Source organism: Streptomyces sp. NBC_01216 (genome assembly GCF_035994945.1).
Lineage (GTDB): Bacteria > Actinomycetota > Actinomycetes > Streptomycetales > Streptomycetaceae > Streptomyces.
Genome location: NZ_CP108677.1, coordinates 1,828,621 through 1,852,209, shown reverse-complemented (window position 1 = coordinate 1,852,209; position 23,589 = coordinate 1,828,621). Strand labels below are relative to the sequence as shown.

19 protein-coding genes and 1 pseudogene are annotated in these 23,589 nt (G+C 71.8%); 12 read left to right on the top strand and 8 right to left on the bottom strand.

Annotation, left to right across the window (positions count from 1 at the left end; all coding sequences use genetic code 11):
- Window positions 1-6: 6 nt before the first annotated feature.
- Both OG393_RS07690 and OG393_RS07685 read left to right on the top strand, forming a co-directional pair.
- Complete coding sequence (locus tag OG393_RS07690) at window positions 7-1,170, top strand: ABC transporter substrate-binding protein (RefSeq protein WP_327378345.1); 1,164 nt, start codon at window positions 7-9, stop codon at window positions 1,168-1,170.
- Between the two features lie 179 nt (window positions 1,171-1,349).
- A complete protein-coding gene (locus OG393_RS07685; protein WP_327373885.1) occupies window positions 1,350-1,898 on the top strand; it encodes a hypothetical protein in 549 nt (182 codons plus the stop codon).
- A 41-nt stretch (window positions 1,899-1,939) separates the two neighbouring features.
- Here OG393_RS07685 and OG393_RS07680 read toward each other — a convergent pair whose 3' ends face one another.
- From OG393_RS07680 to OG393_RS07670, 3 genes are all read right to left on the bottom strand, one after another.
- Window positions 1,940-2,725, bottom strand: coding sequence for an SAM-dependent methyltransferase (locus OG393_RS07680; protein ID WP_327373883.1), 786 nt, complete (start codon window positions 2,723-2,725; stop codon window positions 1,940-1,942).
- Entirely contained in the window at window positions 2,722-3,414 is a 693-nt protein-coding gene (locus tag OG393_RS07675; RefSeq protein WP_327373882.1) for a glycerophosphodiester phosphodiesterase, read from the bottom strand. Before OG393_RS07675 ends, OG393_RS07680 begins: the two co-directional genes overlap by 4 nt.
- A gap of 160 nt (window positions 3,415-3,574) precedes the next feature.
- Window positions 3,575-4,675 (bottom strand): adenosine deaminase, encoded by a 1,101-nt coding sequence (locus OG393_RS07670; RefSeq protein ID WP_442817275.1) that lies wholly within the window; start codon window positions 4,673-4,675, stop codon window positions 3,575-3,577.
- On the opposite strand from OG393_RS07670, the gene OG393_RS07665 reads away from it, so the two are divergent.
- Window positions 4,676-5,311: a DUF4190 domain-containing protein gene (locus OG393_RS07665; RefSeq protein WP_327373880.1), complete on the top strand. Its 636-nt coding sequence runs from the start codon at window positions 4,676-4,678 to the stop codon at window positions 5,309-5,311.
- Window positions 5,312-5,448: 137 nt separating this feature from the next.
- Here the strand turns inward: OG393_RS07665 and OG393_RS07660 are convergent, their stop codons facing one another.
- Window positions 5,449-5,913, bottom strand: coding sequence for an NADAR family protein (locus OG393_RS07660; protein ID WP_327373879.1), 465 nt, complete (start codon window positions 5,911-5,913; stop codon window positions 5,449-5,451).
- Window positions 5,914-6,043: 130 nt separating this feature from the next.
- Window positions 6,044-6,157, bottom strand: a pseudogene (locus OG393_RS35450) (DUF1768 domain-containing protein); the annotation flags it as partial.
- 175 nt (window positions 6,158-6,332) lie between these two features.
- On the opposite strand from OG393_RS35450, the gene OG393_RS07655 reads away from it, so the two are divergent.
- From OG393_RS07655 to OG393_RS07630, 6 genes are all read left to right on the top strand, one after another.
- Entirely contained in the window at window positions 6,333-7,847 is a 1,515-nt protein-coding gene (locus tag OG393_RS07655; protein ID WP_327373878.1) for a gamma-aminobutyraldehyde dehydrogenase, read from the top strand.
- A 50-nt stretch (window positions 7,848-7,897) separates the two neighbouring features.
- Window positions 7,898-9,145, top strand: a complete 1,248-nt coding sequence (locus OG393_RS07650) for an ABC transporter substrate-binding protein (RefSeq protein WP_327373877.1) — start codon at window positions 7,898-7,900, stop codon at window positions 9,143-9,145.
- An 80-nt stretch (window positions 9,146-9,225) separates the two neighbouring features.
- Window positions 9,226-10,377, top strand: a complete 1,152-nt coding sequence (locus OG393_RS07645; protein WP_327373876.1) for an ABC transporter ATP-binding protein — start codon at window positions 9,226-9,228, stop codon at window positions 10,375-10,377.
- A gap of 106 nt (window positions 10,378-10,483) precedes the next feature.
- Entirely contained in the window at window positions 10,484-11,401 is a 918-nt protein-coding gene (locus tag OG393_RS07640; protein WP_327378344.1) for an ABC transporter permease, read from the top strand.
- The gene (locus tag OG393_RS07635) at window positions 11,401-12,204 is read left to right on the top strand and encodes an ABC transporter permease (RefSeq protein WP_327373875.1); all 804 of its coding nucleotides are present in this window, start codon (window positions 11,401-11,403) and stop codon (window positions 12,202-12,204) included. Before OG393_RS07640 ends, OG393_RS07635 begins: the two co-directional genes overlap by 1 nt.
- Before the next feature lie 37 nt (window positions 12,205-12,241).
- On the top strand, window positions 12,242-13,660 hold the full coding sequence (locus OG393_RS07630; RefSeq protein WP_327373874.1) for an NAD(P)/FAD-dependent oxidoreductase: 1,419 nt from the start codon (window positions 12,242-12,244) through the stop codon (window positions 13,658-13,660).
- A 211-nt stretch (window positions 13,661-13,871) separates the two neighbouring features.
- Here OG393_RS07630 and OG393_RS07625 read toward each other — a convergent pair whose 3' ends face one another.
- A complete protein-coding gene (locus OG393_RS07625) occupies window positions 13,872-16,082 on the bottom strand; it encodes an MMPL family transporter (RefSeq protein ID WP_442817407.1) in 2,211 nt (736 codons plus the stop codon).
- Window positions 16,083-16,466: 384 nt separating this feature from the next.
- On the opposite strand from OG393_RS07625, the gene OG393_RS07620 reads away from it, so the two are divergent.
- Together OG393_RS07620 and OG393_RS07615 are read left to right on the top strand one after the other, a co-directional pair.
- A complete protein-coding gene (locus tag OG393_RS07620) occupies window positions 16,467-16,937 on the top strand; it encodes a hypothetical protein (RefSeq protein ID WP_327373872.1) in 471 nt (156 codons plus the stop codon).
- Between the two features lie 184 nt (window positions 16,938-17,121).
- Window positions 17,122-18,891 carry a chitinase gene (locus OG393_RS07615; protein WP_327378343.1) on the top strand — a complete coding sequence of 590 codons (1,770 nt, stop codon included), beginning with the start codon at window positions 17,122-17,124 and terminating at the stop codon, window positions 18,889-18,891.
- Here OG393_RS07615 and OG393_RS07610 read toward each other — a convergent pair.
- Together OG393_RS07610 and gabT are read right to left on the bottom strand one after the other, a co-directional pair.
- On the bottom strand, window positions 18,857-19,384 hold the full coding sequence (locus OG393_RS07610) for a phosphatase PAP2 family protein (protein ID WP_442817274.1): 528 nt from the start codon (window positions 19,382-19,384) through the stop codon (window positions 18,857-18,859). The two genes, OG393_RS07615 and OG393_RS07610, sit on opposite strands and share 35 nt — an antisense overlap.
- Before the next feature lie 322 nt (window positions 19,385-19,706).
- On the bottom strand, window positions 19,707-21,041 hold the full coding sequence (gene gabT, locus OG393_RS07605; protein ID WP_327373870.1) for a 4-aminobutyrate--2-oxoglutarate transaminase: 1,335 nt from the start codon (window positions 21,039-21,041) through the stop codon (window positions 19,707-19,709).
- Window positions 21,042-21,287: 246 nt separating this feature from the next.
- On the opposite strand from gabT, the gene OG393_RS07600 reads away from it, so the two are divergent.
- Window positions 21,288-23,528, top strand: coding sequence for an ATP-binding protein (locus OG393_RS07600; protein WP_327373869.1), 2,241 nt, complete (start codon window positions 21,288-21,290; stop codon window positions 23,526-23,528).
- Window positions 23,529-23,589: the final 61 nt, after the last annotated feature.

The following is a 23,589-nucleotide window of genomic DNA, read 5'->3' as shown; positions in this document are numbered from 1 at the left end:
AACCACCTGTCCCGCCGCGCCCTGCTGCGCGGCCTCGGCGGCGTGAGCGCCGCGATGACGCTGGCCGGCTGCGGGGTGCCCGCGGCCTACGTGGAGCCCGGCCGGCGCGCCGGCCGGGACCTGTCCGCACGCGACCGCGCCGTCGACTTCGCCAACTGGCCGCTCTACATCGACACCGATGACGACGACGGTGCGAAGCGGCCCACTCTGGACGCCTTCGCCGAGCGGACCGGGATCTCCGTCCGGTACACCGAGGAGATCAACGACAACGACGAGTTCTTCGGCAAGATCAGCCCGGCTCTGATGAACCACCAGGAGACCGGCCGCGACCTCATCGTCGTCAGCGACTGGATGGCCGCGCGGTTCGTCCGGCTCGGCTGGGTACAGGAGATGGACCGCGACGGGCAGCCGAACGTCGCCCGGCACCTCGACCCGCAACTGCTCCGCCCTCCGTTCGACGACGGCCGGCGGCACAGCGTCCCCTGGCAGTCCGGCATCACCGGCATCGCCTACAACCGCCGCGCGCTGGGCCGGGAGATCCGTTCCACCCAGGACCTGTGGGCCGCCGACCTGCGCGGCCGGGTCACGCTGCTGTCCGGTCTCGACGAGTCCTTCGCGCTGCTGATGCAGGGCAACGGCGTCGACGTGACCCGGTGGACCGCGGACGACTTCCACACGCTGTGCGAACAGGTCGAGGAACTCGTGCGGAAGCGGCACATCCGGCGCTTCACCGGGAACGACTACATCAAGGACCTGTCCACCGGGGACGTCCTGGCCTGCCAGGCGTACTCCGGCGACGTCATCCAGCTCCAGGCCGACAACCCCGACATCGAGTTCGTCGTCCCCGAGGAGGGCGCCGAACTGTGGGCCGAGTCCCTGATGATTCCCAATCTCGCCTCGCACAAGGCCAACGCGGAGGCCCTGGTCGACTACTACTACGAACCCGAGGTCGCCGCCGAACTGGCCGCCTGGGTCAACTACGTCTGCCCGGTGCCCGCCGCCCGCGACGTGCTCGCCGACTCCGGCGACGAGGAACTCGCCGCACTCGCCGAGGACCCGCTGATCTTCCCCGACGGGGCCATGCGGAGCCGGCTCGCCATCGCCCGGGACCTCACCTCCGAGGAGCGCGCGGAGTTCACCAGGAGATGGAACTCGATCGTCGGGCTCTGAGCGCCTGTCGGCCGAAGGCCACCCGACAGGCTCTGACGCCCCGTGAAACCGCCGCGCCGCAGATCCTGTTCGCCGCCCGGCCACCCGGAGGCGAGAGGCCGTCCACCGGAGGAGGAGTCGGTGGACGGAGCCCCGGGGCCTCATTTTGAACGCGTTCATGTCGGGCGTAGAGTGCTGCCATGAGCGACACGAACGGGCCGAGAGCCCTCCTCACGCGCATCCGTGTCTGGCTGGTCGTCTTCCTCGTCTGCCTGGTGCTCAGCGGCCTCACCGCCTTCCCGCTGGTCTCCGAACTCCACCTCGTCGAAGGCGCGCTGACCTCCTGGGCCGGCTTCGCCGCCGACCTCTTCCCCGGGCTGCTCGACCGGATCGGAGAGGTGCGGGCCGGCCTCGACACCGCTGACGCCGAGTACCCCTTCCTGCTGTACGGCACGGACTGGCTGGCCTTCGCCCACCTCGTCATCGCCGTCGCGTTCTACGGGCCGTACCGCGACCCGGTCCGCAACATCTGGGTCGTCGAGTTCGGCATGATCGCCTGCGCCGGCATCATCCCGCTCGCCCTGATCTGCGGGCCGATCCGGGGCATCCCCTTCTGGTGGTCGGTCATCGACATGTCGTTCGGCGTCTTCGGCGCCATCCCGCTGCTGCTCGTACGACGGATGATCAAGCGACTGGAGGCCCTGACGGGGGCGCCGCCGACGGCGCCGCCCGCGGACGCGCCGGCCTGACCACCCGGTCCCGCTTCCACCGGTCCGCCCGAGCGGGCGCACTACGGCTTGCGGCCCACCGCGCCGAACTGCGCGACCTCGTGTGCCGGGGCGAACCGCCAGCTCGCACAGGAGACGACGCCCGGCTCCAGGACGTCGAGCCCTTCCAGCAGCGAGGCGAACTCGGCACGACTGCGGGCCGTGATCGGCGGGGTCGCGTTCTCGTTCCAGAACTCCATCGCCGCCGCGTTCCCCTCGCCGCCCAGCCCGGGTTCCAGGGTGGGATGGGTCAGGACGAGATGACTGCCGGAGGGCACCGCGTCCATCAGGGTCCGGACGATGCGCCGAACCTCGTCGGTGTCCAGCACGAAGTTGAGGATGCCGAGCATCATCACCGCGACGGGGCGCGACAGGTCCAGGGTCCGCGCCGCCGCCTCCAGAATCCGCTCCGGCCGCCGCGCGTCCGCGTCCACGTACTCGGTGACACCCTCCTGGGCGCTGGTCAGCAGGGCCCGGGCGTGGGTCAGCACGATCGGATCGTTGTCGACGTAGACGATCCGTGACTCCGGAGCGACACGCTGCGCGACCTCGTGGGTGTTGTCGGCGGTCGGCAGGCCCGTGCCGATGTCCAGGAACTGACGGATGCCGACCTCGCCGGCCAGATGGGTCACCACCCGGCCGAGGAACGCCCGGTCCGCGCGGGCGACTTCGCCGATGCTCGGGTAGAGCCCCGTGACCTGGTCGCCGACGGCACGGTCCACCGGGTAGTTGTCCTTGCCGCCCAGCCAGTAGTTCCACACACGGGCGTTGTGGGCGATGTCGGTACGGATCCGCTCGGTTCCGGTCACCTCGGAGTCCCCCTTCGCAGTTCGGCGACGAGCGTGTCCACCCGGTTGGTCGTGATCGAGTCCACGCCGTTCGCGATCAGCCCGCGCATGGAGCGCCGGGTGTCCGCCGTCCACGCCGAGACCAGGCAACCGTCTCTGTGCACCTTCTCCACCAGGCCCCGACTCAGGAGCCCGAAGCGGTAGTTGAGCCAGCGCGGGCGGATCGCGCCGAGCAGCGCGGCCCGCGGCGGAGCCAGCGACGTCCAGGTCAGGGCGATCTCGGCGTCGGGGTCGGCGGCCCGCACCCGGAGCATCGCGACGCCGCCCGCGCAGTAGAGCACGCGCTCGGCGGCCCCGCAGTCGTGGACGGTGCCGACGATGGTGCGGACGGACTCCTCGTCGCCGCCGGGAAGGTCGATCATCAGGCGGTGCGGGCCCGCCGCCGCCAACGCCTCCCGCAGGGTGGGGACCCCGTCGTACGTCAGGTCGCGCACCTGCTCCAGAGTGAGCCCGGACAGCGGCAGGTCATGACCCCACAGGCGTCTGAGCGTGTCGTCGTGCAACAGGACGGGGACGCCGTCCTCGGTGAGCCGGACGTCGATCTCGACGGTGTCCGCGCCTCCCTCGATCGCCGAGACGATCGAGGGGACGGTGTTCTCCCGCGCACGGTACGGGGCGCCGCGGTGGCCTACGACAGTGACGTGGTCCATGGGGTCATTGTCGCGTCTCGCACGCCCGGTGCTCCGGAACGCCGGAGGCGTGCCCCGCGCGGCACCGCCGTCCACCCGCGGACCCCGGGGCCGCCCGGCGCGGGCCCCGCCCCTTCGGGACGGCTCAGAGCCCCTCGGGTGGCCTTCGACCGACAGGCTCTCAGCGAGCCAGCCACTTCTCCGTGTACGCGTCGATCTCCGCGGTGATCCGCGCCTTGCCCACGCGGTCGAGGAAGGACGCCTCGACCGCGTTCCTGGCGAGAGCGGCCAGGCCGCTCTCGTCGAGGTCCAGCAGGCGGGCGGCGACCGCGTACTCGTTGTTCAGGTCCGAGCCGAACATCGGCGGGTCGTCGCTGTTGATCGTCACGAGCACCCCGGCCCGCACCATCTCCCTGACCGGGTGCTCGTCCAGGTCGAGGACCGCACGGGTGGCGATGTTCGAGGTCGGGCAGACCTCCAGCGGGATCCGGCGCTCGGCCAGGTGCTTCAGCAGCTCGGGGTCGCGCACGGCGCTGGTGCCGTGACCGATGCGCTCGGCGCCCAGCTCGTTCAGCGCGTCCCAGATCGTCTCCGGACCGGTGGTCTCGCCGGCGTGCGGCACCGAGTGCAGCCCCGCCGCGATCGCCCGGTCGAAGTACGGCTTGAACTGCGGGCGCGGCACACCGATCTCCGGGCCGCCGAGCCCGAAGGAGACCAGGCCCTCGGGGCGCAGGTCCACGGCCAGCCGGGCGGTCTCCTCGGCGGCTTCCAGACCGGCCTCACCGGGGATGTCGAAGCACCAGCGCAGCACGACGCCCAGCTCGCTCTCGGCGGCCTTGCGGGCGTCCTCGATGGCCTCCATGAACGCCCGCTCGTCGATGCCTCGGCGGGTCGAGCTGTAAGGGGTGATCGTCAGCTCGGCGTACCGGATGTTCTGGCGGGCCATGTCACGGGCGACCTCGTAGGTCAGCAGCCGGACGTCCTCCGGAGTGCGGATCAGGTCCACGACGGAGAGGTAGACCTCGATGAAGTGCGCGAAATCGGTGAAGGTGAAGTAGTCGGCGAGAGCCTCGGGGTCCGTGGGGACCTTGGAGTCGGGGTGGCGGGCGGCCAGCTCGGCGACGATCCGGGGAGAGGCGGAGCCGACGTGGTGGACGTGCAGCTCTGCCTTGGGGAGCCCCGCGATGAAGGAGTGGAGATCGGTCATCGGATCATCGTAGGCCGGGCGGTCCCCCTGTCGGACCGAGGTCGTAGCATGGCGTGACCACGATGGGGGAGGCATATGTCCGAGAACCACGACCAGCCGCAAGGCGGGTACGACCCGGCGGACCCATGGGCTCCGCCGAACCGCGACGGTGTGGAGCTGAGCAAGCCGTCGCCCACGCCCGCCGCGGGCCCCGTGCCGCCGGTGCACGACCAGCCGACGATGACCGCGACGCCGACGGGAGAGGTGCCACCGCCACCGGTGGCCCCGGGCGGCTACGGCTACCCGACGGCGCCGACCCCGCCGGTGACCCCCGCCTCGTCCGGCTACGGGTACCCCGGGTACCCGTCCTACGGGGGCGGAAGCGGCTACGGCCAGCCCGGCTGGCAGCAGCAGCCGTCGAACGGCATGGGCACGGCGTCGATGGTGCTCGGCATCGTCGCGACGGCCGGATTCTGCCTCTACGGCCTGGGAGCGATCCTCGGCATCCTGGCGCTGATCTTCGGCGTCATCGGCCTGAAGAAGGCCGGCCGAGGCGAAGCGACGAACCGGGGCATGGCCATCGCGGGCATCGTCCTCGGTGCGATCGGCACCCTGGTGAGCGCGGTCTTCCTGGCCTTCATCGTCTGGGCGATCGCCCAGGACCCGTCGTCCTTCGAGGGGGAGGACGACGACCCGTTCGCGACGAGTCTGGTCCTGGAGACGCGCGGCTGACACGGCTGGGCGAGGCCCTGCCGGCCGGGCACGGCGCCCGGCGCCGCTGACCGAGAGGCGCCGGACCGGCCGGCACCGCGCGCCCCGGCACCGCGCGCGTCCGGTCCACGTGCCGTCGGTCTGCGCGCGCCGTCGGCTCAGCGGAGGCGTTCGCGCGCCTCCATCAGGGCGAAGCCCAGCAGATTCAGGCCGCGCCACCGGGCGGGGTCCGTGGCCCGGGGGTCGCCCGCCGCCAGACCGATGCCCCAGACGCGGTCCAGTGGGCTCGCCTCCACCAGCACCCGGCGGCCGGTGCCCACGAGGAACCCCCGCAGCGCCTCGTCCGAGGAGAACTTGTGGACGCTGCCCTCGACCACGATCCCGAAGCGCTCCCGTTCCCAGACCGCCTCCTCGAAACCCCGCACCAGCCGTCCCGCGTACTTGGCCTGGGCGGGTCCGGCCGCGGACAGCGCGGCGCGCTCCGCCTCCGCGTCCCCGAAGAGCCGGGCCTTCGCGGCCATCATCCAGTGCTCGGCCGTGGCATACCGCACGCCGTCGGCTTCGAAGGGTGACGGCCACCACTGACTCGGAGCCTGTCGGGTGGCCTCTGGCCGGGCGGTCACGCCCTGGCACGCACGCTGCCGGCGTTGCCGGGATGCCCCGGTAGCTCCGCTACCGGGGCATCCCGGCGCCTTGGAATCGCACGCACCAGACCGCGCCCGCCTGTCGGCCGAAGGCCACCCGACAGGCTCTCAGACAGCTCGCCGAGAGCCGCCCGTACGGCGACGGACGGTGCCCCCAGAAGTGCAGCCACTTCACGCGTTCACCCCTGCTGACCTGCTCAGTCAGCCATTCGTGGCGTTCCATGCACGCGAGTCTGACAGTCACCACGGACACTCCGTACGCTGATTTCCCCGACCCCTCGACACATGGTCGACCGATTCCGTCGCGTAACCAAAAGGCAACAACGGAATCCCTTGTTGGACGGCCGCTCCTCTGTCAGGATCGGCACTCAATTCGAGCTGGAACAACGGAGAGCGTCATGGGCAACCGCTTCCAGGTGACGGACCGCTTCGCGGACGGCGCGCAGTACATCGGCGGGCGTCCGAGGCCCGGAACCTCAGGTCAGGAGCACAGCGTCGTCGACCCGGCCACGGGCGAGCGCGTCCTCGGCTACACGCTGGCCTCCACCGAGGACGTGGACGCCGCCGTCGCGGCGGCCCAGGAAGCGTTCCCCGCCTGGTCGGCCGCGCCCCCTGGCGAGCGCTCCGACGCCCTGCACCGCTTCGCCGGCGTCCTGGCGGCCCAGGCCGAGGACCTCGCCCGTGCCGAGTCCCTCCAGTGCGGCAAGCCCATCAAGCTCACCCGGGAGTTCGACGTCCCCGGCACGGTCGACAACACCGCCTTCTTCGCGGGGGCGGCCCGCCATCTCCAGGGCCAGTCGGCCGGCGAGTACAGCGGCGACCACACCTCGTACGTCCGTCGTGAACCGATCGGCGTCGTCGGTTCCATCGCCCCCTGGAACTATCCGCTCCAGATGGCCGCGTGGAAGGTCCTCCCGGCCATCGCCGCGGGCAACACCATCGTCCTCAAGCCCGCCGAGCTCACCCCGCTCACCTCGCTGATGTTCGCCAGGGCGGCCACCGAGGCCGGCATCCCCGACGGCGTCCTCAACGTCGTCACCGGTGCCGGACGCACCGCCGGCGAGCACCTCGTCGGACACCCCGGCGTGGCCATGACGTCCTTCACCGGCTCCACCGCCGTCGGCAGGCGGGTCGCCGAGATCGCCACGGCCACCGTCAAGCGTCTCCACCTCGAACTGGGCGGCAAGGCCCCGTTCGTGGTCTTCGACGACGCCGACCTGGAGGCCGCCGCCCACGGCGCCGTCGCCGCCTCCCTCATCAACACCGGCCAGGACTGCACCGCCGCCACCCGCGCGTACGTCCAGCGCCCGCTCTACGACGCCTTCGTCGCACGCGTCGCCGAGCTGATGGAGACCGTCCGGCTCGGCGACCCCTTCGACCCCGCCACCGACCTCGGACCGCTGGTCAGCCACGCCCAGCGCGACCGGGTCGCCGCCTTCGTGGAACGCGCCCGCGGCTACGCCACCGTCGTCACCGGAGGTGAGGCCCCGGGCGGCGACCTGAAGGACGGCGCCTACTACCGCCCGACCCTGATCACCGGCGCCGCGCAGGACAGCGAGGTCGTCCAGTCGGAGATCTTCGGGCCGGTCCTGGTGGCCCTGCCCTTCGACAGCGACGACGAGGGCCTCAGGCTCGCCAACGACACCCCGTACGGCCTCGCCGCCTCCGCCTGGAGCCGCGACGTCTACCGGGCGAACCGCGCCACCCGCGAGATCAAGGCGGGCTGCGTGTGGATCAACGACCACATTCCGATCATCAGCGAGATGCCGCACGGAGGCTACAAGGCGTCCGGCTTCGGCAAGGACATGTCGTCCTACTCCTTCGAGGAGTACACGCAGGTCAAGCACGTCATGTACGACAACACCGCGGTCGCCGCGAAGGACTGGCACCGCACGATCTTCGGGGACCGATAGCAGCCTGTCGCCCGACCAGCGGCGAACACCATCCCGAAAGGGCACAGCGCATGGAGCAGTACGAGTCCGACAGCCTGTCCGCGGCGCAGCTCGCCGCGATGCGGCGCAGTCTCACGAGCGGGCGGGGAGCCCTCACCCGCCGGTCGATGCTGCGCGCCGGAGGCGTCGGCGCGCTCACACTCGGCTCACTGGCCGGTCTGAGCGCCTGCGGCATTCCGCCCGCCAAGCGGGAGGGCCAGGGGCCCGCCTCCACCGACGACTCGGCCACGGAGAAACAGCTCTCCTTCTCCAACTGGACCGAGTACATGGACGTCAGCGACGACGAGAAGTCCCGCCCCACCCTGGAGGCGTTCACCCGCCGCACCGGGATCAAGGTCAAGTACACCGAGGACATCAACGACAACGTCGAGTTCTTCGGCAAGATCAAGCCGCAGCTCGCGGCCGGCCAGGACACCGGCCGTGACCTCATATGCGTCACGGACTGGCTCGCCGCCCGCATCATCCGGCTGGGCTGGGCGCAGAAGCTGGACCCGGCCAACCTGCCCCACGCGTACGCGAACCTGTCCCCGCAGTTCCGCAGCCCCGACTGGGACCCGGGCCGCTCCTACTCCTACCCGTGGACCGGCATCTCCACGGTCATCGCCTACAACTCCAAGGCGACCGGCGGCAGGAAGGTCGACTCGGTCACCCAGCTCCTGGACGATCCCACCCTCAAGGGCCGGGTCGGCTTCCTCACCGAGATGCGCGACTCGGTCGGCATGACCCTGCTCGACATGGGCAAGGACCCCGGGACGTTCTCCGACGCCGACTTCGACACGGCGATCGGACGGCTCCAGAAGGCCGTCGACAAGAAGCAGATCCGCCGCTTCACCGGCAACGACTACACCTCCGACCTGGACAAGGGCGACATGGCGGCCTGTCTCGCCTGGGCCGGTGACGTTATCCAGCTGCAGGCGGACAACCCGGACATCAAGTTCGCCATCCCCGCCGCCGGATACATCACCTCCAGCGACAACCTGCTGGTCCCCGCCCAGTCACGGCACAAGACCAACGCCGAGAAGCTCATCGACCACTACTACGAACTCCCGGTCGCCGCGCAGCTCGCCGCGTACATCAACTACGTCTGCCCGGTCGACGGGGTCAAGGACGAGCTCGCCAGGATCGACCCCGAGCTCGCCGACAACACGCTGATCCTGCCCGACAGGGCCATGGCCGCGAAGTCGCACGCCTTCCGTTCGCTGACCAGCGAGGAAGAGACGGCGTACGAAGAGAAGTTCGCCAAGCTCATCGGCGCCTGAGGCCCGGCGCCCGCACCGGCGCCCGAGCCCGAACGCCCAGTACGCCGTTCACTCCTCACCACGACCTGGGATCGCAACCCATGACTGACACGAACACCGGCGGCGACGTCCGCCTCACCGGGATCAGCAAGACCTACGGCTCCTTCCACGCCGTGCGGCCGCTCGACCTCACCGTCCCGCAGGGCTCGTTCTTCGCGCTCCTCGGTGCCTCCGGCTGCGGCAAGACCACCACCCTGCGGATGATCGCCGGCCTGGAGGACCCCACCACCGGCACCGTCTTCCTCGGCGACCAGGACGTCACCGACCTCCCGCCCTACAAGCGGCCGGTCAACACCGTCTTCCAGTCCTACGCGCTCTTCCCGCACCTCGACATCTACGAGAACATCGCCTTCGGCCTGCGCCGGCGCGGCGTCAGGTCGGTCAGGAAGCAGGTCGGCGAGATGCTCGACCTCGTCCAGCTCGGAGACAAGGCCAAGCAGAAGCCGCACCAGCTCTCCGGCGGCCAGCAGCAGCGCGTGGCCGTGGCCCGCGCGCTCATCAACCACCCGCGGGTGCTCCTGCTCGACGAGCCGCTCGGCGCCCTCGACCTCAAGCTGCGCCGCCAGATGCAGCTGGAACTCAAGCGGATCCAGACCGAGGTCGGCATCACCTTCATCCACGTCACCCACGACCAGGAGGAGGCCATGACCATGGCCGACCAGGTCGCGGTGATGAACGGCGGCCGGGTCGAGCAGCTGGGCGCGCCCGCCGACCTCTACGAGAACCCCCGGACCACGTTCGTCGCGAACTTCCTCGGCACCTCCAACCTCATCGCCGCGGAGGTCGCCGAGGCCGGCGACAGCGACCTCGTCGTGAAGGCCGGCGGCGGCACGCTCCGGCTGCCGGCCGCCCGCTGCCCGGCGACCGCGCGCGCCGGCGACCGGGTCCTCGTCGGTATCCGCCCCGAGAAGATCTCGCTCACCCCCGCGGACGACGCGGCCTCCGTCCCCGACGGCCGCAACCGGGTCACCGGACGCATCGCCGACTCCTCCTTCATCGGCGTCTCCACGCAGTACGTGGTGAACTCCCCGGCCGGCGCCGAGCTCCAGGTGTACGAGCAGAACGTCGACCGGCGCGCGGGACTCGTCCCCGGTGCCGAGGTCGTCCTGCACTGGGACCCCGTCCACACCTTCGGTCTCGACGCCGACCAGGACATCGACGCGGGCGTGGAGACGGTGGAGGCCGCCTCGTGAACCACGCGCCCGAGGCCACCGGCCCGCAGACCACGACCACGGCCGTCGCCCCGCGCCACGCGGGCGGACCGGCGAACGAAGGAGGTGCAGCGTGAGCGCCGCCACCCTGACGAAGGAGGAGGCGCCTCCCGCACCGGAACTCCCGGTCCGCAAGGCGTCCACCCGCAAGCGGCTCGTCCCGTACTGGCTGCTGCTGCCCGGCATCATCTGGCTGCTCGTCTTCTTCGCGCTGCCGCTGCTGTACCAGGCGTCGACCTCGGTGCAGACCGGCTCGCTGGAGAAGGGCTTCGAGGTCACCTGGCACTTCCGGACCTACTGGGACGCCTTCCAGGAGTACTGGCCGCAGTTCGTCCGGTCCCTGCTCTACGCGGGCACGGCCACCCTGCTGTGCCTGCTGCTCGGCTACCCGCTGGCCTACATGATCGCCTTCAGGGCGGGACGCTGGCGCAACCTCGCGCTCGTCCTGGTCATCGCGCCGTTCTTCACCAGCTTCCTCATCCGGACCCTGGCCTGGAAGACGATCCTCGCCGACGGCGGACCGGTCGTCGACGTCCTCAACACGCTGCACGTCCTCGACGTGACCAGCTGGCTCGGCTGGACCGAGGGCGACCGGGTGCTCGCCACCCCGATGGCCGTCGTCTGCGGTCTGACGTACAACTTCCTGCCCTTCATGATCCTGCCGCTCTACACCTCGCTGGAGCGGATCGACGGCCGGCTGCACGAGGCCGCCCGGGACCTGTACGCCTCGCCCGCGACGACCTTCCGGAAGGTGACCTTCCCGCTGTCCATGCCGGGTGTCGTCTCCGGCACGCTGCTCACCTTCATCCCGGCCAGCGGCGACTACGTCAACGCCGAACTGCTGGGCTCCACCGACACCAAGATGGTCGGCAACGTCATCCAGTCGCAGTTCCTTCGGGTCCTCGACTACCCGACGGCGGCCGCGCTGTCCTTCATCCTCATGGCGATCGTGCTGGTCATGGTCACCGTCTACATCCGCCGCGCCGGAACGGAGGACCTGGTCTGATGCGGACGATGCACTGGATACGGAAGAACCTCGTCGTCATCGCGGGCCTGCTGACGCTCGCCTACATGATCCTGCCGAACATCGTCGTGATGGTGTTCTCGTTCAACAAGCCGAACGGCCGCTTCAACTACTCCTGGCAGCGGTTCTCGCTGGACGCCTGGAGGGACCCGTGCGGTGTCGCCGACATGTGCGGATCGCTCTCGCTCTCGCTCCAGCTCGCCACCTGGGCGACGCTGGGCGCCACCGTCCTCGGCACGATGATCGCCTTCGCGCTGGTCCGCTACCGCTTCCGGGCGCGTGGCGCGATCAACTCGCTGATCTTCCTGCCGATGACGATGCCCGAGGTCGTCATGGCCGCCTCGCTGCTCACCCTCTTCCTGAACATGGGTGCCCGGCTGGGCTTCTGGACGGTCCTGATCGCCCACGTCATGTTCTGTCTGTCCTTCGTCGTCACGGCCGTCAAGGCCCGTGTGATGTCGATGGACCCCCGTCTGGAGGAGGCCGCCCGCGACCTCTACGCCGGACCGGTGCAGACCTTCGTGCGGGTGACCCTGCCGATCGCCGCCCCCGGCATCGCGGCGGGCGCGCTCCTCGCCTTCGCGCTCTCGTTCGACGACTTCATCATCACCAACTTCAACGCGGGTTCCACCGTCACGTTCCCCATGTTCGTCTGGGGTTCGGCGCAGCGCGGCACGCCCGTGCAGATCAACGTCATCGGCACGGCCATGTTCGTCATCGCCGTCCTGGTGGTGGTCGCCGGCCAGGTCGTCACGAACCGGCGCCGCAGGACCGCGGCACACTGAGCACCACGACGAGCACGTCCCTAAGGAGTTGGAAACCATGGCCCCAGTCGCCATGAGTCTCGCCGCACGATCTCTCTCCGAAGTCCGGCCGGTGCCCTTCTGGCTGGACGCCCCCGGCAAGCCGGGTGCCCTGCCGGCCCTGGCCGGCCAGACGACCTGCGACCTCCTCGTGGTCGGTGGCGGCTACAGCGGGCTGTGGACCGCGCTCCTCGCCAAGGAGCGGGAGCCGGACCGGGACGTGGTGCTCATCGAAGGGCGCGAGGTGGGCTGGGCCGCCTCGGGCCGCAACGGCGGCTTCTGCGCGGCCTCGCTCACGCACGGCCTCGGCAACGGGCTCGCCCGCTGGCCGGGCGAGCTGCCGGCCCTGGAGCGGCTCGGCGCGCGCAACCTCGACGCCATCGAGGAGACGGTCGCCCGCCATTCCCTCGCCTGCGACTTCGAGCGCACCGGCGAGATCGACGTCGCCACCGAACCGCACCAGCTGGAGGAGCTGGCCGAACTCCACGAGACGGCCGGCCGGCTCGGCCTCGCCGACGGCCTCGAACTCCTCGACCGGGACGCGGTCCGGGCGGAGGTCGACTCCCCGACCTTCCTCGGCGGCCTCTGGGACCGGCGGGGAGTCGCCATGCTCGACCCGGCCAAGCTGGCCTGGGGGCTGAAGCGGGCCTGTCTCGACCTGGGCGTACGGATCTTCGAGAACACGCCCGGTCTCGACCTGGTGCCCGTCGGCGCGGGGATGGGGGTGCGCACCCCCTACGGCAGGGTGGTCGCCCGCCGGGTCGCGCTCGGCACCAACGTCTTCCCCTCGCTCGTCAAGCGGGTCCGGCCGTACACCGTTCCGGTCTACGACTACGCCCTGATGACCGAGCCGCTCAGTCCGGAGCAGCTCGCCGCGGTCGGCTGGAGGAACCGTCAGGGGCTGGGCGACGGCGCCAACCAGTTCCACTACTTCCGGATCACCGCGGACCACCGGATCCTGTGGGGCGGCTACGACGCCGTCTACCCGTTCGGCGGGCGCGTCAGTGAGGAGCTGGACCACCGGCCCGAGACGTACCTCAAGCTCGCCGGACACTTCTTCCGCTGCTTCCCGCAGTTGGAGGGGCTGCGTTTCAGTCACGCCTGGGGCGGGGCGATCGACACGTGCTCGCGCTTCTCGGCGTTCTTCGGCACGGCCCACCGGGGGAAGGTCGCCTACGCGGCCGGTTTCACCGGGCTCGGCGTCGGTGCCACCCGGTTCGGCGGCGACGTGATGCTCGACCTGCTGGCGGGGGAGCGCACGGAGCGTACCGAGCTGGAGATGGTCCGCTCCAAGCCGTTGCCGTTCCCGCCCGAGCCGATCGCCTGGGCGGGCATCGGCATCACGAAGTGGTCGCTGGCCCGGGCCGACGAGCGCGGCGGCCGGCGGAACCTCTGGCTCAAGGCCATGGACCGGCTGGGCCTGGGCTTCGACAGCTGAGCGCTGTTCCGTCAGCCCCGTCGGGCGCATCTGCCCGACGGGCTCTCAGAGCCTGTCGGGTGGCCTCTGACCGGGTGGTCACGCCCCGGCACGCACGCTGCCGTCGTTGCCGACACGCCCCGGTGGCTCCGCTACAGCGACCTCCCGGCGCCTGGGAATCGCACGCACCAGACCGCGCCCGCCTGTCGATCGAAGGCCACCCGACAGCCTCTCAGCCGCCGCCGCCCGTTCGGACGGGGGCGGTCTCGCCCTCGCCTTCGGTGTCGACGTGCGGCAGGATCCGGTCCAGCCAGCGTGGGGTCCACCAGGCCGAGTCGCCGAGCAGCGTCATCACGGCGGGCACCAGCAGCAGGCGTGCGATCGTCGCGTCGATCAGTACGCTCGCGGCCAGGCCCAGCCCCATCATCTTGACCACGATGTTGTCGCTGATGATGAAGGCCGCGAAGACGCTCACCATGATGAGCGCGGCACAGGTGATGACCCGGGCGGTGATCTCCAGCGCGTGCGCGACGCTGGCCTTGGCGTCCCCGGTGCGCAGCCATGCCTCGTGGACCCGGGAGAGGAGGAAGATCTCGTAGTCCATGCTGAGTCCGAAGACGATGGCGAACATCATCATCGGCACGTAGCTCTCGATGGGCACGTCGCCGGAGACACCGAGGGCGGGGCCGCCCCAGCCCCACTGGAAGACGGCGACGACGACGCCGTACGAGGCGGCGATGGACAGCAGGTTGAGCACGGCGGCCTTGGCCGCGACGAGCGGGCCCCGGAAGACCACCAGGATGACGAGGAACGCCAGTCCGACGACCACGACGATGATGAACGGCAGTCGGCTGGAGACGATGTCGAGGAAGTCGACCTGCGCGGCGGTGGTACCGGTGACGTACGTGGAGGCGCTGGTGCCGCTGACGGCCTGGGGCAGCACGTCGTCGGCCAGGTGGTTGACCAGGGAGGTCGTGTCCTCGTCCTGTGGTGCGGCGACCGAGTAGGCCGTGGCGATCAGGACGTCCCCGTCCGAGGTCGGCGTCAGCGGGGTGATCAGGGCGGCGTCGGGGACGCCGGTGAGCGCCTTCTGGGCCTGGTCGGCCAGTGCGGCGCGGTCGGAGTCGGGGACCGACGTCTGGTCGATGACCAGTGTGAGCGGTCCGTTGGAGCCGGGGCCGAAGGCCGAGGACATCAGGTCGAACGCGCGTCGGTCGGTGAAGGACTTCGGGTCCGCGCCGTCGCCGATGTGCCCGAGCTGGATGAAGAACAGCGGGATGGACAGCACGCCGAGGACGACGACGCCGGCGGCCAGGAACCACCAGGGTCGGCGCTCCACCCGCAGGGCGTACCGGTGCCAGGTGCCGTGTGTGACCTCCGTGCCGGGTTCGGTCTCGGCGACCGGGGTGCGCAGACGCAGCCGGTCGATCCGGCGGCCGATCAGTCCGAGCATGGCGGGGACGAGCGTGAGCGCGCCGACGACGGCGGTCACCACGGTCGCGGTGGCGGCCAGGCCGAGCAGTCCGATGAAGGACAGCCCCGACACCCACAGTCCGGACAGTGCGATGACGACGGTGCAGCCGGAGACCAGGACGGCACGGCCGCTGGTGGCGGTGGCCAGCCCGGCCGCGGACACCGGGTCGTGGCCGTTCATCAGCAGTTGCCGGTGCCGGGTGATCAGGAAGAGGGCGTAGTCGATGCCGACGCCGATGCCGATCATCGTGGCCAGGGTCGGGGAGACGGTCGCGAAGGTCCACACGGCGGCGAGCAGGCCGAGCAGCGCGAGCCCGCAGACGGCGGCCACCAGGGCGGTGACCAGGGGCAGCGCGGCGGCGATCAGGCTGCCGAAGCCGATGATCAGCACGATGATCGCGACCCCGAAGCCGATGGCCTCGCTGACCCGGTCGTCCGGCTTGGGCCGGGCCAGTTCTCCCAGCGTCCCGCCGTACTCGACCTCCACTCCGGCGGCGCGCAGCGGTTCCACGGCGCTGTCCACCCCGGTCAGGTAGGTGTCGCCGAGGGTGCTCGGCTGGACGTCGAAACGCATCGTGATGTATCCGGTCTTGCCGTCGGACGACAGCGGGCCGACGTCCGGGGTGCCGGGGGGAACGGCCGGCGGCGGGGTGCCGGGCGGCGGCAGCGGGCTCGTGGCGTCGAGGACGTGCGGCAGCTTCTTCAGGGAGTCCACGGTGGACGAGACCTGGTCGCCGACCTCGGTGAGGGGCTTGGCGCCGTCGTACAGCACCACCTGGGCGCTGTAGCCGCCGGCCGCGGGCTCGTGGGCCCGCAGGACGTCGAGCCCTTCCTGGGACTGGGTTCCCGGCAGCGCGTAGTTGTCGGAGTAGTCGCCGCCGTAGGTGTTGTTCAGGACCGACAGGCCCGCGAGCGCCACCACCCAGGCGACCAGCACGATCACGAAGTGACGGGCCGACCACTCGCCCATCCGCCGGAGGAGGCCCCTGCCGGCGCCGGGTGCCTTCCCGGCGGCCGGTGTGCCCGGGGCGCTGTGCGAGGGGTCCGGGGACTGCGGGAACGGCATGGGTACTCCCGTTGCGTGGGGCGGCGCGGGTGGGCGGGCACCGGGGCGGGCGGCGGCGTCGCGGAGGCCCATACGAACACGCCCGGCCGGACGGGCGACGGATCCGCCGAGCCAGGCCGCCCGCCTCCACCCGAACGGGCGCGTCCGGTCGAATGCGCGCGAGGGCCGCGTTGATGTGACGCACATCACGTCCGACTGGGGGTCCGAAGTCGCGTCATGACCGCCGCCCGGAGCGCTCTCCCGTAGGCCCGGACATCGTGTCCGGGCGCGGCAGGAGGGCTGTTGACGATGAACGCTACGGGGGTCAGGGGTGCGGTGGAGTGGCTGGCGGCGGTGGCGCCGGATCCCGGCGTGTGCCGGTGGGAGTGGGAGCGCAACCCGTCCGGGACCGCGCTGCTGCCCGCGGGTAGGGGCTGGGACGTGCTGATCCTTCCGGGGGCGCTCGGCCGCCCCGCGCTCGACGTGCTGTCCCGGATGGTGGAGCGGCCGGGGCCGGTCCTCGCTGATTCCGGCGGCGCGCGGACGGGGTTCTTCGTGCCGCCGGGCACGGCCGCCCACTGGCTCGGCACGGGGGTGCGGGGTGCGGGCCGCGGCAGCTGGATCGTGGTGCCGCACCCCGGCCGGGTGGTCGGCGGGACGCGCTGGCTGGTGGCTCCGGACGGTACGGGAACGCTGACGGACGCCGGTCTCCTGGAGCTGGCGATGCACGAGGTGGTCGGGCGCCTGGCGCGTGCGCAGTGGCGGTATCCGGAGGGGTGACACCGGGGTCGGCGGGGTTCGCCCCGCCGGCCCGCCGCCCCGGGGGCGGGGTCATCCGGGCGGGGCCTGTGCGGGCAGAGGTCTTGACCACTTGATTGGTCTGGACCATGCTGTGGCGCGCTCCACCTCGATTCCCCCACACCCGGAGGCAGTTGTGGACCGCTCCCGACCCCTTGTCCTCGCGATGGCGGGCCTGCTCGCCGCCGGCGGACTCGTGGCGCTGACCCCGGCGGCCCAGGCCGCCGACACCGAACTCGCCCGCAACGGAGGCTTCGAATCCGGCCTGGACGGCTGGAGTTGCACGGCAGGCAGCGGCACCGTCGTCTCCTCGCCCGTGCACGGCGGGACGAAGGCCCTGCTGGCCACCCCGGCCGGCGGCGACCGCGCCCAGTGCTCCCAGACCGTCACCGTCGCACCGAACTCCGCCTACGCGCTGAGCGGCTGGGTCCGCGGCAGCTACGTCTACCTCGGCGCGTCCGGCACCGGCACCACCGACGTGTCCACCTGGACCCAGTCCGCCCCCGACTGGCAGCGACTCGCCACCACCTTCACCACCGGTCCGTCGACGACCTCGGTGACGATCTACACCCACGGCTGGTACGGCACCGGCGGCTACCACGTCGACGACCTCAGCCTCACCGGCCCCGGCGGCGCACCCGTCGAGATCCCCGGCACCCCCACCGGACTGACAGCCGGCTCCCCGACCTCGTCCAGCGTCCCGCTCGGCTGGACGGCCGTCCCCGGAGCCACCTCCTACCGCGTCTACCAGGGAGGCTCCCAGGTCCTCACGGTCACCGGCACCTCGGCCACCGTGACCGGACTCGCCGCCGCCACCTCGTACGGCTTCCAGGTCTCGGCCGTGAACAGCGCCGGCGAGTCGCCCAAGTCGGCGGCGGTCACGGCTACCACGACCAGCGGGGGCGGCGGCGACCCCGGGCTGCCGGACCACGCCCTGGTCGGCTACCTCCACGCCAGTTTCGCCAACGGGTCCGGCTACACCCGGATGGCCGACGTGCCCGACTCCTGGGACGTCGTCAACCTCGCCTTCGGCGAGCCGACCTCGGTGACCTCGGGCGACATCCGCTTCAGCCTCTGCCCGGCCGCCGCGTGCCCGGGAGCGGAGTCACCGGCGCAGTTCAAGGCGGCCATCAAGGCCAAGCAGGCGGTCGGCAAGAAGGTCCTCATCTCCATCGGAGGACAGAACGGCCAGGTCCGGCTCGCCACCACAGCCGCCCGCGACACCTTCGTCTCCTCCGTCTCGAAGATCATCGACGAGTACGGCCTCGACGGCCTGGACATCGACTTCGAGGGCCACTCGCTCGCGCTGAACACCGGCGACACCGACTTCCGCGGCCCCACCACCCCGGTCGTCGTCAACCTCATCTCCGCCGTCAAGACCCTCAAGGCGAAGTACGGCCCGGACTTCGTCCTGACGATGGCCCCGGAGACCTTCTTCGTCCAGCTCGGCTACCAGTTCTACGGCTCCGGCCCCTGGGGCGGTCAGGACCCGCGCGCCGGAGCGTACCTCCCGGTCATCCACGCCCTGCGCGACGACCTCACCCTGCTCCATGTCCAGGACTACAACTCGGGCCCCATCATGGGACTCGACAACCAGTACCACTCCATGGGCGGCGCCGACTTCCACATCGCCATGACCGACATGCTCCTCACCGGCTTCCCGGTCGCCGGAGACACCGCCCGCGTCTTCCCGGCCCTGCGCCCCGACCAGGTCGCCATCGGTCTGCCCGCCTCCACCCAGGCCGGGAACGGCCACACCTCCCCGGCGGAGGTGAACAAGGCGCTCGACTGCCTCACGAAGAAGACCGGATGCGGCGGCTACCGGACCCACGGGACCTGGCCCGGCCTGCGCGGCCTGATGACCTGGTCGATCAACTGGGACGAATTCGACAACCGTCAGTTCAGCCGGAACTTCGACGCGTACGACTGGAGCTGACCGCCAGGACCAGCACGCCGAGGCAGAGGCTGGCCACCACGTCCAGCGGCCAGTGGTAGCCGCGCAGCACCAGCCCGGCGCCCGTCGCCGCCGTCAGCACGGCGGCGACGGGCAGCAGCCGGGCGGACACCAGGAACGCCGCGCCGAAATAGGCCACCACCGCCGTGGCGGTATGGCCCGAGGGGTAGTAGCCGGCCGCCCAGGGCTCCAGCGGACCCGGACGGGCGGTCCACTCCTTCAACGGGATCACCAGCAGCGGCACCAGGCCCATCGCGAGGCCCGCGTACAGGGCCTCCGCGCGCCGGCCCCGCCAGGCCGCGCAGGCCATCGCACAGGCGAGGACCGGAAGGGCGACCGTCATGCCGCCCAGGTCGGCGCCCAGCTCGGAAAGACCGCGTGGGACGGCGCCGACGAGGGAACGGGAGACGCGTTCGTCCAGACGGGCCAGCGGCCCGCCGACGAGCACCTGCCAGGTGACCAGGGCCAGCAGCACGAGCGCGCAGAAGAAGGCCGACCGTCCCGGAACAGGGGGGGTGGTTCCGGGACGGCCGACGGGATCGGGCTGCCGCGCGCCCCGGGGGGTGTGGGGCGGGCGGCCGTCCGATCGGTGAGGAGTTCCGGAGCCGGGGGCCCCGGTGCTGTGCGCGAGGGCACGGCCAGGGAGAGGCCGCGATCGCGCCGCCCTGGACTCACCCGCGGTTCCCCGCGGGCGGGGTGTCTCTCTCATCCGGGAAGACCGTACGCCTCCGCGAGGGGGACCGGCAGCCGGATCGCCATCCCGCCATCGGCCCCCCACAGCTTCTTCACACGGGGCGTCAGATCTGTCCGAACGCGCTCTCGATGATGTCCAGGCCCTCGTTCAGCAGATCGTCACCGATGACCAGCGGCGGCAGGAACCGCAGCACGTTGCCGTAGGTGCCGCAGGTGAGGACCAGCAGACCCTCGGCGTGGCATGCCTTCGCCAGCGCGCCCGCGGCCTCCGGGTTCGGCTCCTTGGTCGTCCGGTCCTTCACCAGCTCGATGGCGATCATCGCGCCGCGGCCCCGGATGTCGCCGATGGCCTCGAACTTCTCCGCCATCGCCGACAGGCGCGCCTTCATGAGCGCCTCGATGTGCCGCGCCTTGGCGTTGAGGTCGAGCTCCTTCATCGTCTCGATCGAGCCCAGCGCACCCGCGCAGGCCACCGGGTTGCCGCCGTACGTGCCGCCCAGACCGCCGCCGTGCACGGAGTCCATGATCTCGGCGCGGCCGGTGACGGCGGCGAGCGGCAGACCGCCCGCGATGCCCTTGGCGGTCGTGATCAGGTCGGGCACGACCCCCTCGTCCTCACAGGCGAACCACTGGCCGGTGCGGCAGAAACCGGACTGGATCTCGTCGGCGACGAACACGATCCCGTTGTCGTTGGCGAACTCCACCAGCGCCGGCAGGAAGCCCTTGGCCGGCTCGATGAAGCCGCCCTCGCCCAGGACCGGCTCGATGATGATCGCGGCGACGTTCTCGGCGCCGATCTGCTTGGTGATGTTGTCGATCGCCTGAGCCGCTGCCTCGGGACCGCAGTTCTCCGCGCCGGTGGGCCAGCGGTAGCCGTAGGCGACGGGCACCCGGTAGACCTCCGGGGCGAACGGCCCGAAGCCCTGCTTGTACGGCATGTTCTTCGCCGTCAGCGCCATGGTGAGGTTGGTGCGGCCGTGGTAGCCGTGGTCGAAGACGACGACGGCCTGGCGCTTGGTGTACGAACGGGCGATCTTGACGGCGTTCTCGACGGCCTCGGCGCCCGAGTTGAACAGCGCGGACTTCTTCGCGTGATCGCCCGGGGTCAGCTCGGCGAGCGCCTCGCAGACCTCGACGTAGCCCTCGTACGGCGTCACCATGAAGCAGGTGTGCGTGAAGTCGGCGAGCTGGGCGGCGGCCCGGCGGACCACGGCCTCGGCGGAGGCGCCGACGGAGGTCACCGCGATGCCGGAGCCGAAGTCGATCAGACGGTTGCCGTCGACGTCCTCGATGATGCCGCCGCCGGCCCTGGCGGTGAACACGGGAAGCACGGAGCCCACGCCACCGGCGACCGCGTCGAGGCGGCGGGCCTGAAGCTCCTGCGACTTCGGGCCGGGAATTGCGGTGACGACGCGGCGCTCCTGCGGAAGGGCGGTCATGCGGGGCTCCTGAGGGGGGTCTGGACGCACGGTGCGGGTTTCTTCCGCAGGCTAGGCGCGCGGGAGCCGCACGGGCATGCGCCGATCGGGAGTGTTGCGGGGTGTGTCGTTGTCCGCCGCGGACATGGCGGGGCGCGCGAGGCACGCTTCCGCGCGGGCCGGCGAAACGGCTCCCGGACCGCCCGGGACCACTAGATTGACGCTTGCACGGATGCGGCGACCTGGCTGGTCAGGGGGCAGGGGTTCATGGAGACCGAAGGCACGTACGAGTCACGCGACACGCGGGGGAACGCGGTGCCGCGCCCCGCGGGGTTCACGGCCGGCCCGGGTGCCCCGACGGAGGGCCGGGGCACGGAGGCCGCCGCCCGCCCGGCGGGCCCCGATCCCGAGCGGCCCGCCCGCCCGGCCGCACCCGGGCACCCGGGCCCCGAGCCCGCCGCGGTCCCGCGGACCGCGCCGGCCGTCCCCCCGCCCCCCGGCACCGGCCCGGCCGGACCACCGGTCCCGCCGCCACCCGCGCACGCGCCCACCCGCGTCGGGGTCACCGAATGGCTCCGCATCCCCCGCCCCGCCGTCGAACCCGGCGTCTGGCGGCTCGGCCACCGGCCGCGTCCGCAGGAGGAGCCCGAACCCGTACCCGCCCGCCGGCTGTTCGCCGGCGCCGTCATCTCCCTGCTCAGCGGCTGGCTGCTGTGGTCCCTGCTGTGGAACGGCTACCTCGGCCGCTACTGGCTCTGGCCCCTGCTCGTCCTCACCCCGGACTCCTGGCGCGCCGACGCCGACACCTGGGCCGCCGCCAGCTACACCTACTACACCCTCGTCGGCGGCGGCTTCCTCGTCTTCTTCGCCCGCATCGGCCACGTACCGGACATCTGGCGCCGCTACACCCGCGGGAAGCCGACCCCGCCCCCGTCACCCCCGCCGGCCGCCGACCCGGCCGACTGGCCCGAACTGCGCGACGCCGGGCTCACCGAGGCCGCCGCGACCCTCGCCGACGCCACCCGCCGCGGCACCCTCGGAGACGTCGACTACGCCCGTATCCGGCGCGCCTGGCAGGGCGTACGGACCCGGCCCGAGCGGCTCGCCGCCTTCACCGAGGCCGTGCGCACCCGGGGCGCCGCCGCCTGCGGTCACCCCTCCGGAGTCCGCGACCTGCCCGTCCGTACCGCCACCCACGACCTGGCCACCGCCCAGGTGCTCATCGGGACGGCCGCCGACCACCCCCGCAACCCCTACGCCCGCCGCACCACGGGCGTCGCCCTGGAGCCGGGCCTGCTCGGCACCTCGCTGCTCGCCGTCGGCCCGGCCGGCTCCGGGAAGACCGTGCGACTGGTCCGGCCCGTCGTGGAGTCGCTCTGCCTCCAGGCCCTCGCGAACCGCGCGGCCGTCGTCGCCGTCACCTCCCACGGCACCGCCGTCGGCCCCGACGAGTCCTTCGACGTCGTCGTCTCCGTCGGCCGTCCCGACTCCACCCACGACCTCGACCTCTACGGCGGCGCCGACGACCCCGACGAGGCCGCGCGGATCCTCGCCGAGGCCCTCGTCGGCGACCTGGTCGCCGACAGCCGCCGCGCCGCCACCGCGCTCGCCCAGCTGATCGGCCCCTTCCGAGCCGGCTACGGACACTTCCCGGCCGTGCCCGAGCTGCGCGAGCTGCTCGCAGGCACGCCGAGCGCCCTCGACGCGCTGCGCGCGGCCGTCGCAGCCGACCCCGCCCAGCTCCGGGAGCTCGACGCCCGGCAACGGCAGGCCGCCCGCGCCGGAGACGACATCGGCGTGCTCCTCGCCGAGCGGGTCGCCTGCCTGGACCGGCCCGCCTTCGCCCGCTTCTTCCGTACCGACGGAGAGACCCGGCAGTTCTCCCTCCACGCCGTCGAACACCCGCTGCGGGTCCGCGTCGACCTGCCGGAACGCGGCCACGCCGAAGCGTCCCGGATCGTCTCGCGGCTGCTGCTCGCCCAGTTCGCCGAGGCCGTCCTCAGCCGCCGGGACCGGTCACTCTTCGCCTGCCTGGTGCTGGACGACGCCACGTACACCGTCACCGCCGAGTCCGTCCGGGCCGTCCAGCGGCTGCGCTCCGCCAACGCCGGTGTCGTCCTCGCCCTGCGCGGTCTGGAGGACGTGCCGGAGCCGCTGCGCGGACCGCTGCTCGGGGCCGTCGGCTGCCGGATGGCGTTCGCCGGCATCGCCCCCTGGGACGGCGGGCGCTTCGCGGAGACCTGGGGCACCGAATGGGTGCAGACCCGCGACGTCACCAACCGGCAGATCATCTCCGACGAACCCATGACCAAGGCCCTGCACTTCATGCGGCGCGTCGTCACCGGCAAGGCGGCGACCGCCGAGGCGGTGACCGTCCGCGAGGTGGAACGCCAGCGCTGGTCGGCCTCCGACCTCGCGCACGCCGTCCCCGCCGGGCACGCGGTGCTCTCGCTGACCCATGTGCGCGGCGAGCACACGCCCCCGCTCCTGGTGGATCTGCGGAGCTGACGCGCGACACGGTGGGCCCTGGCACAATCGGGTGCGTCGTTCGTCGGAGCGGCGCCTCCCC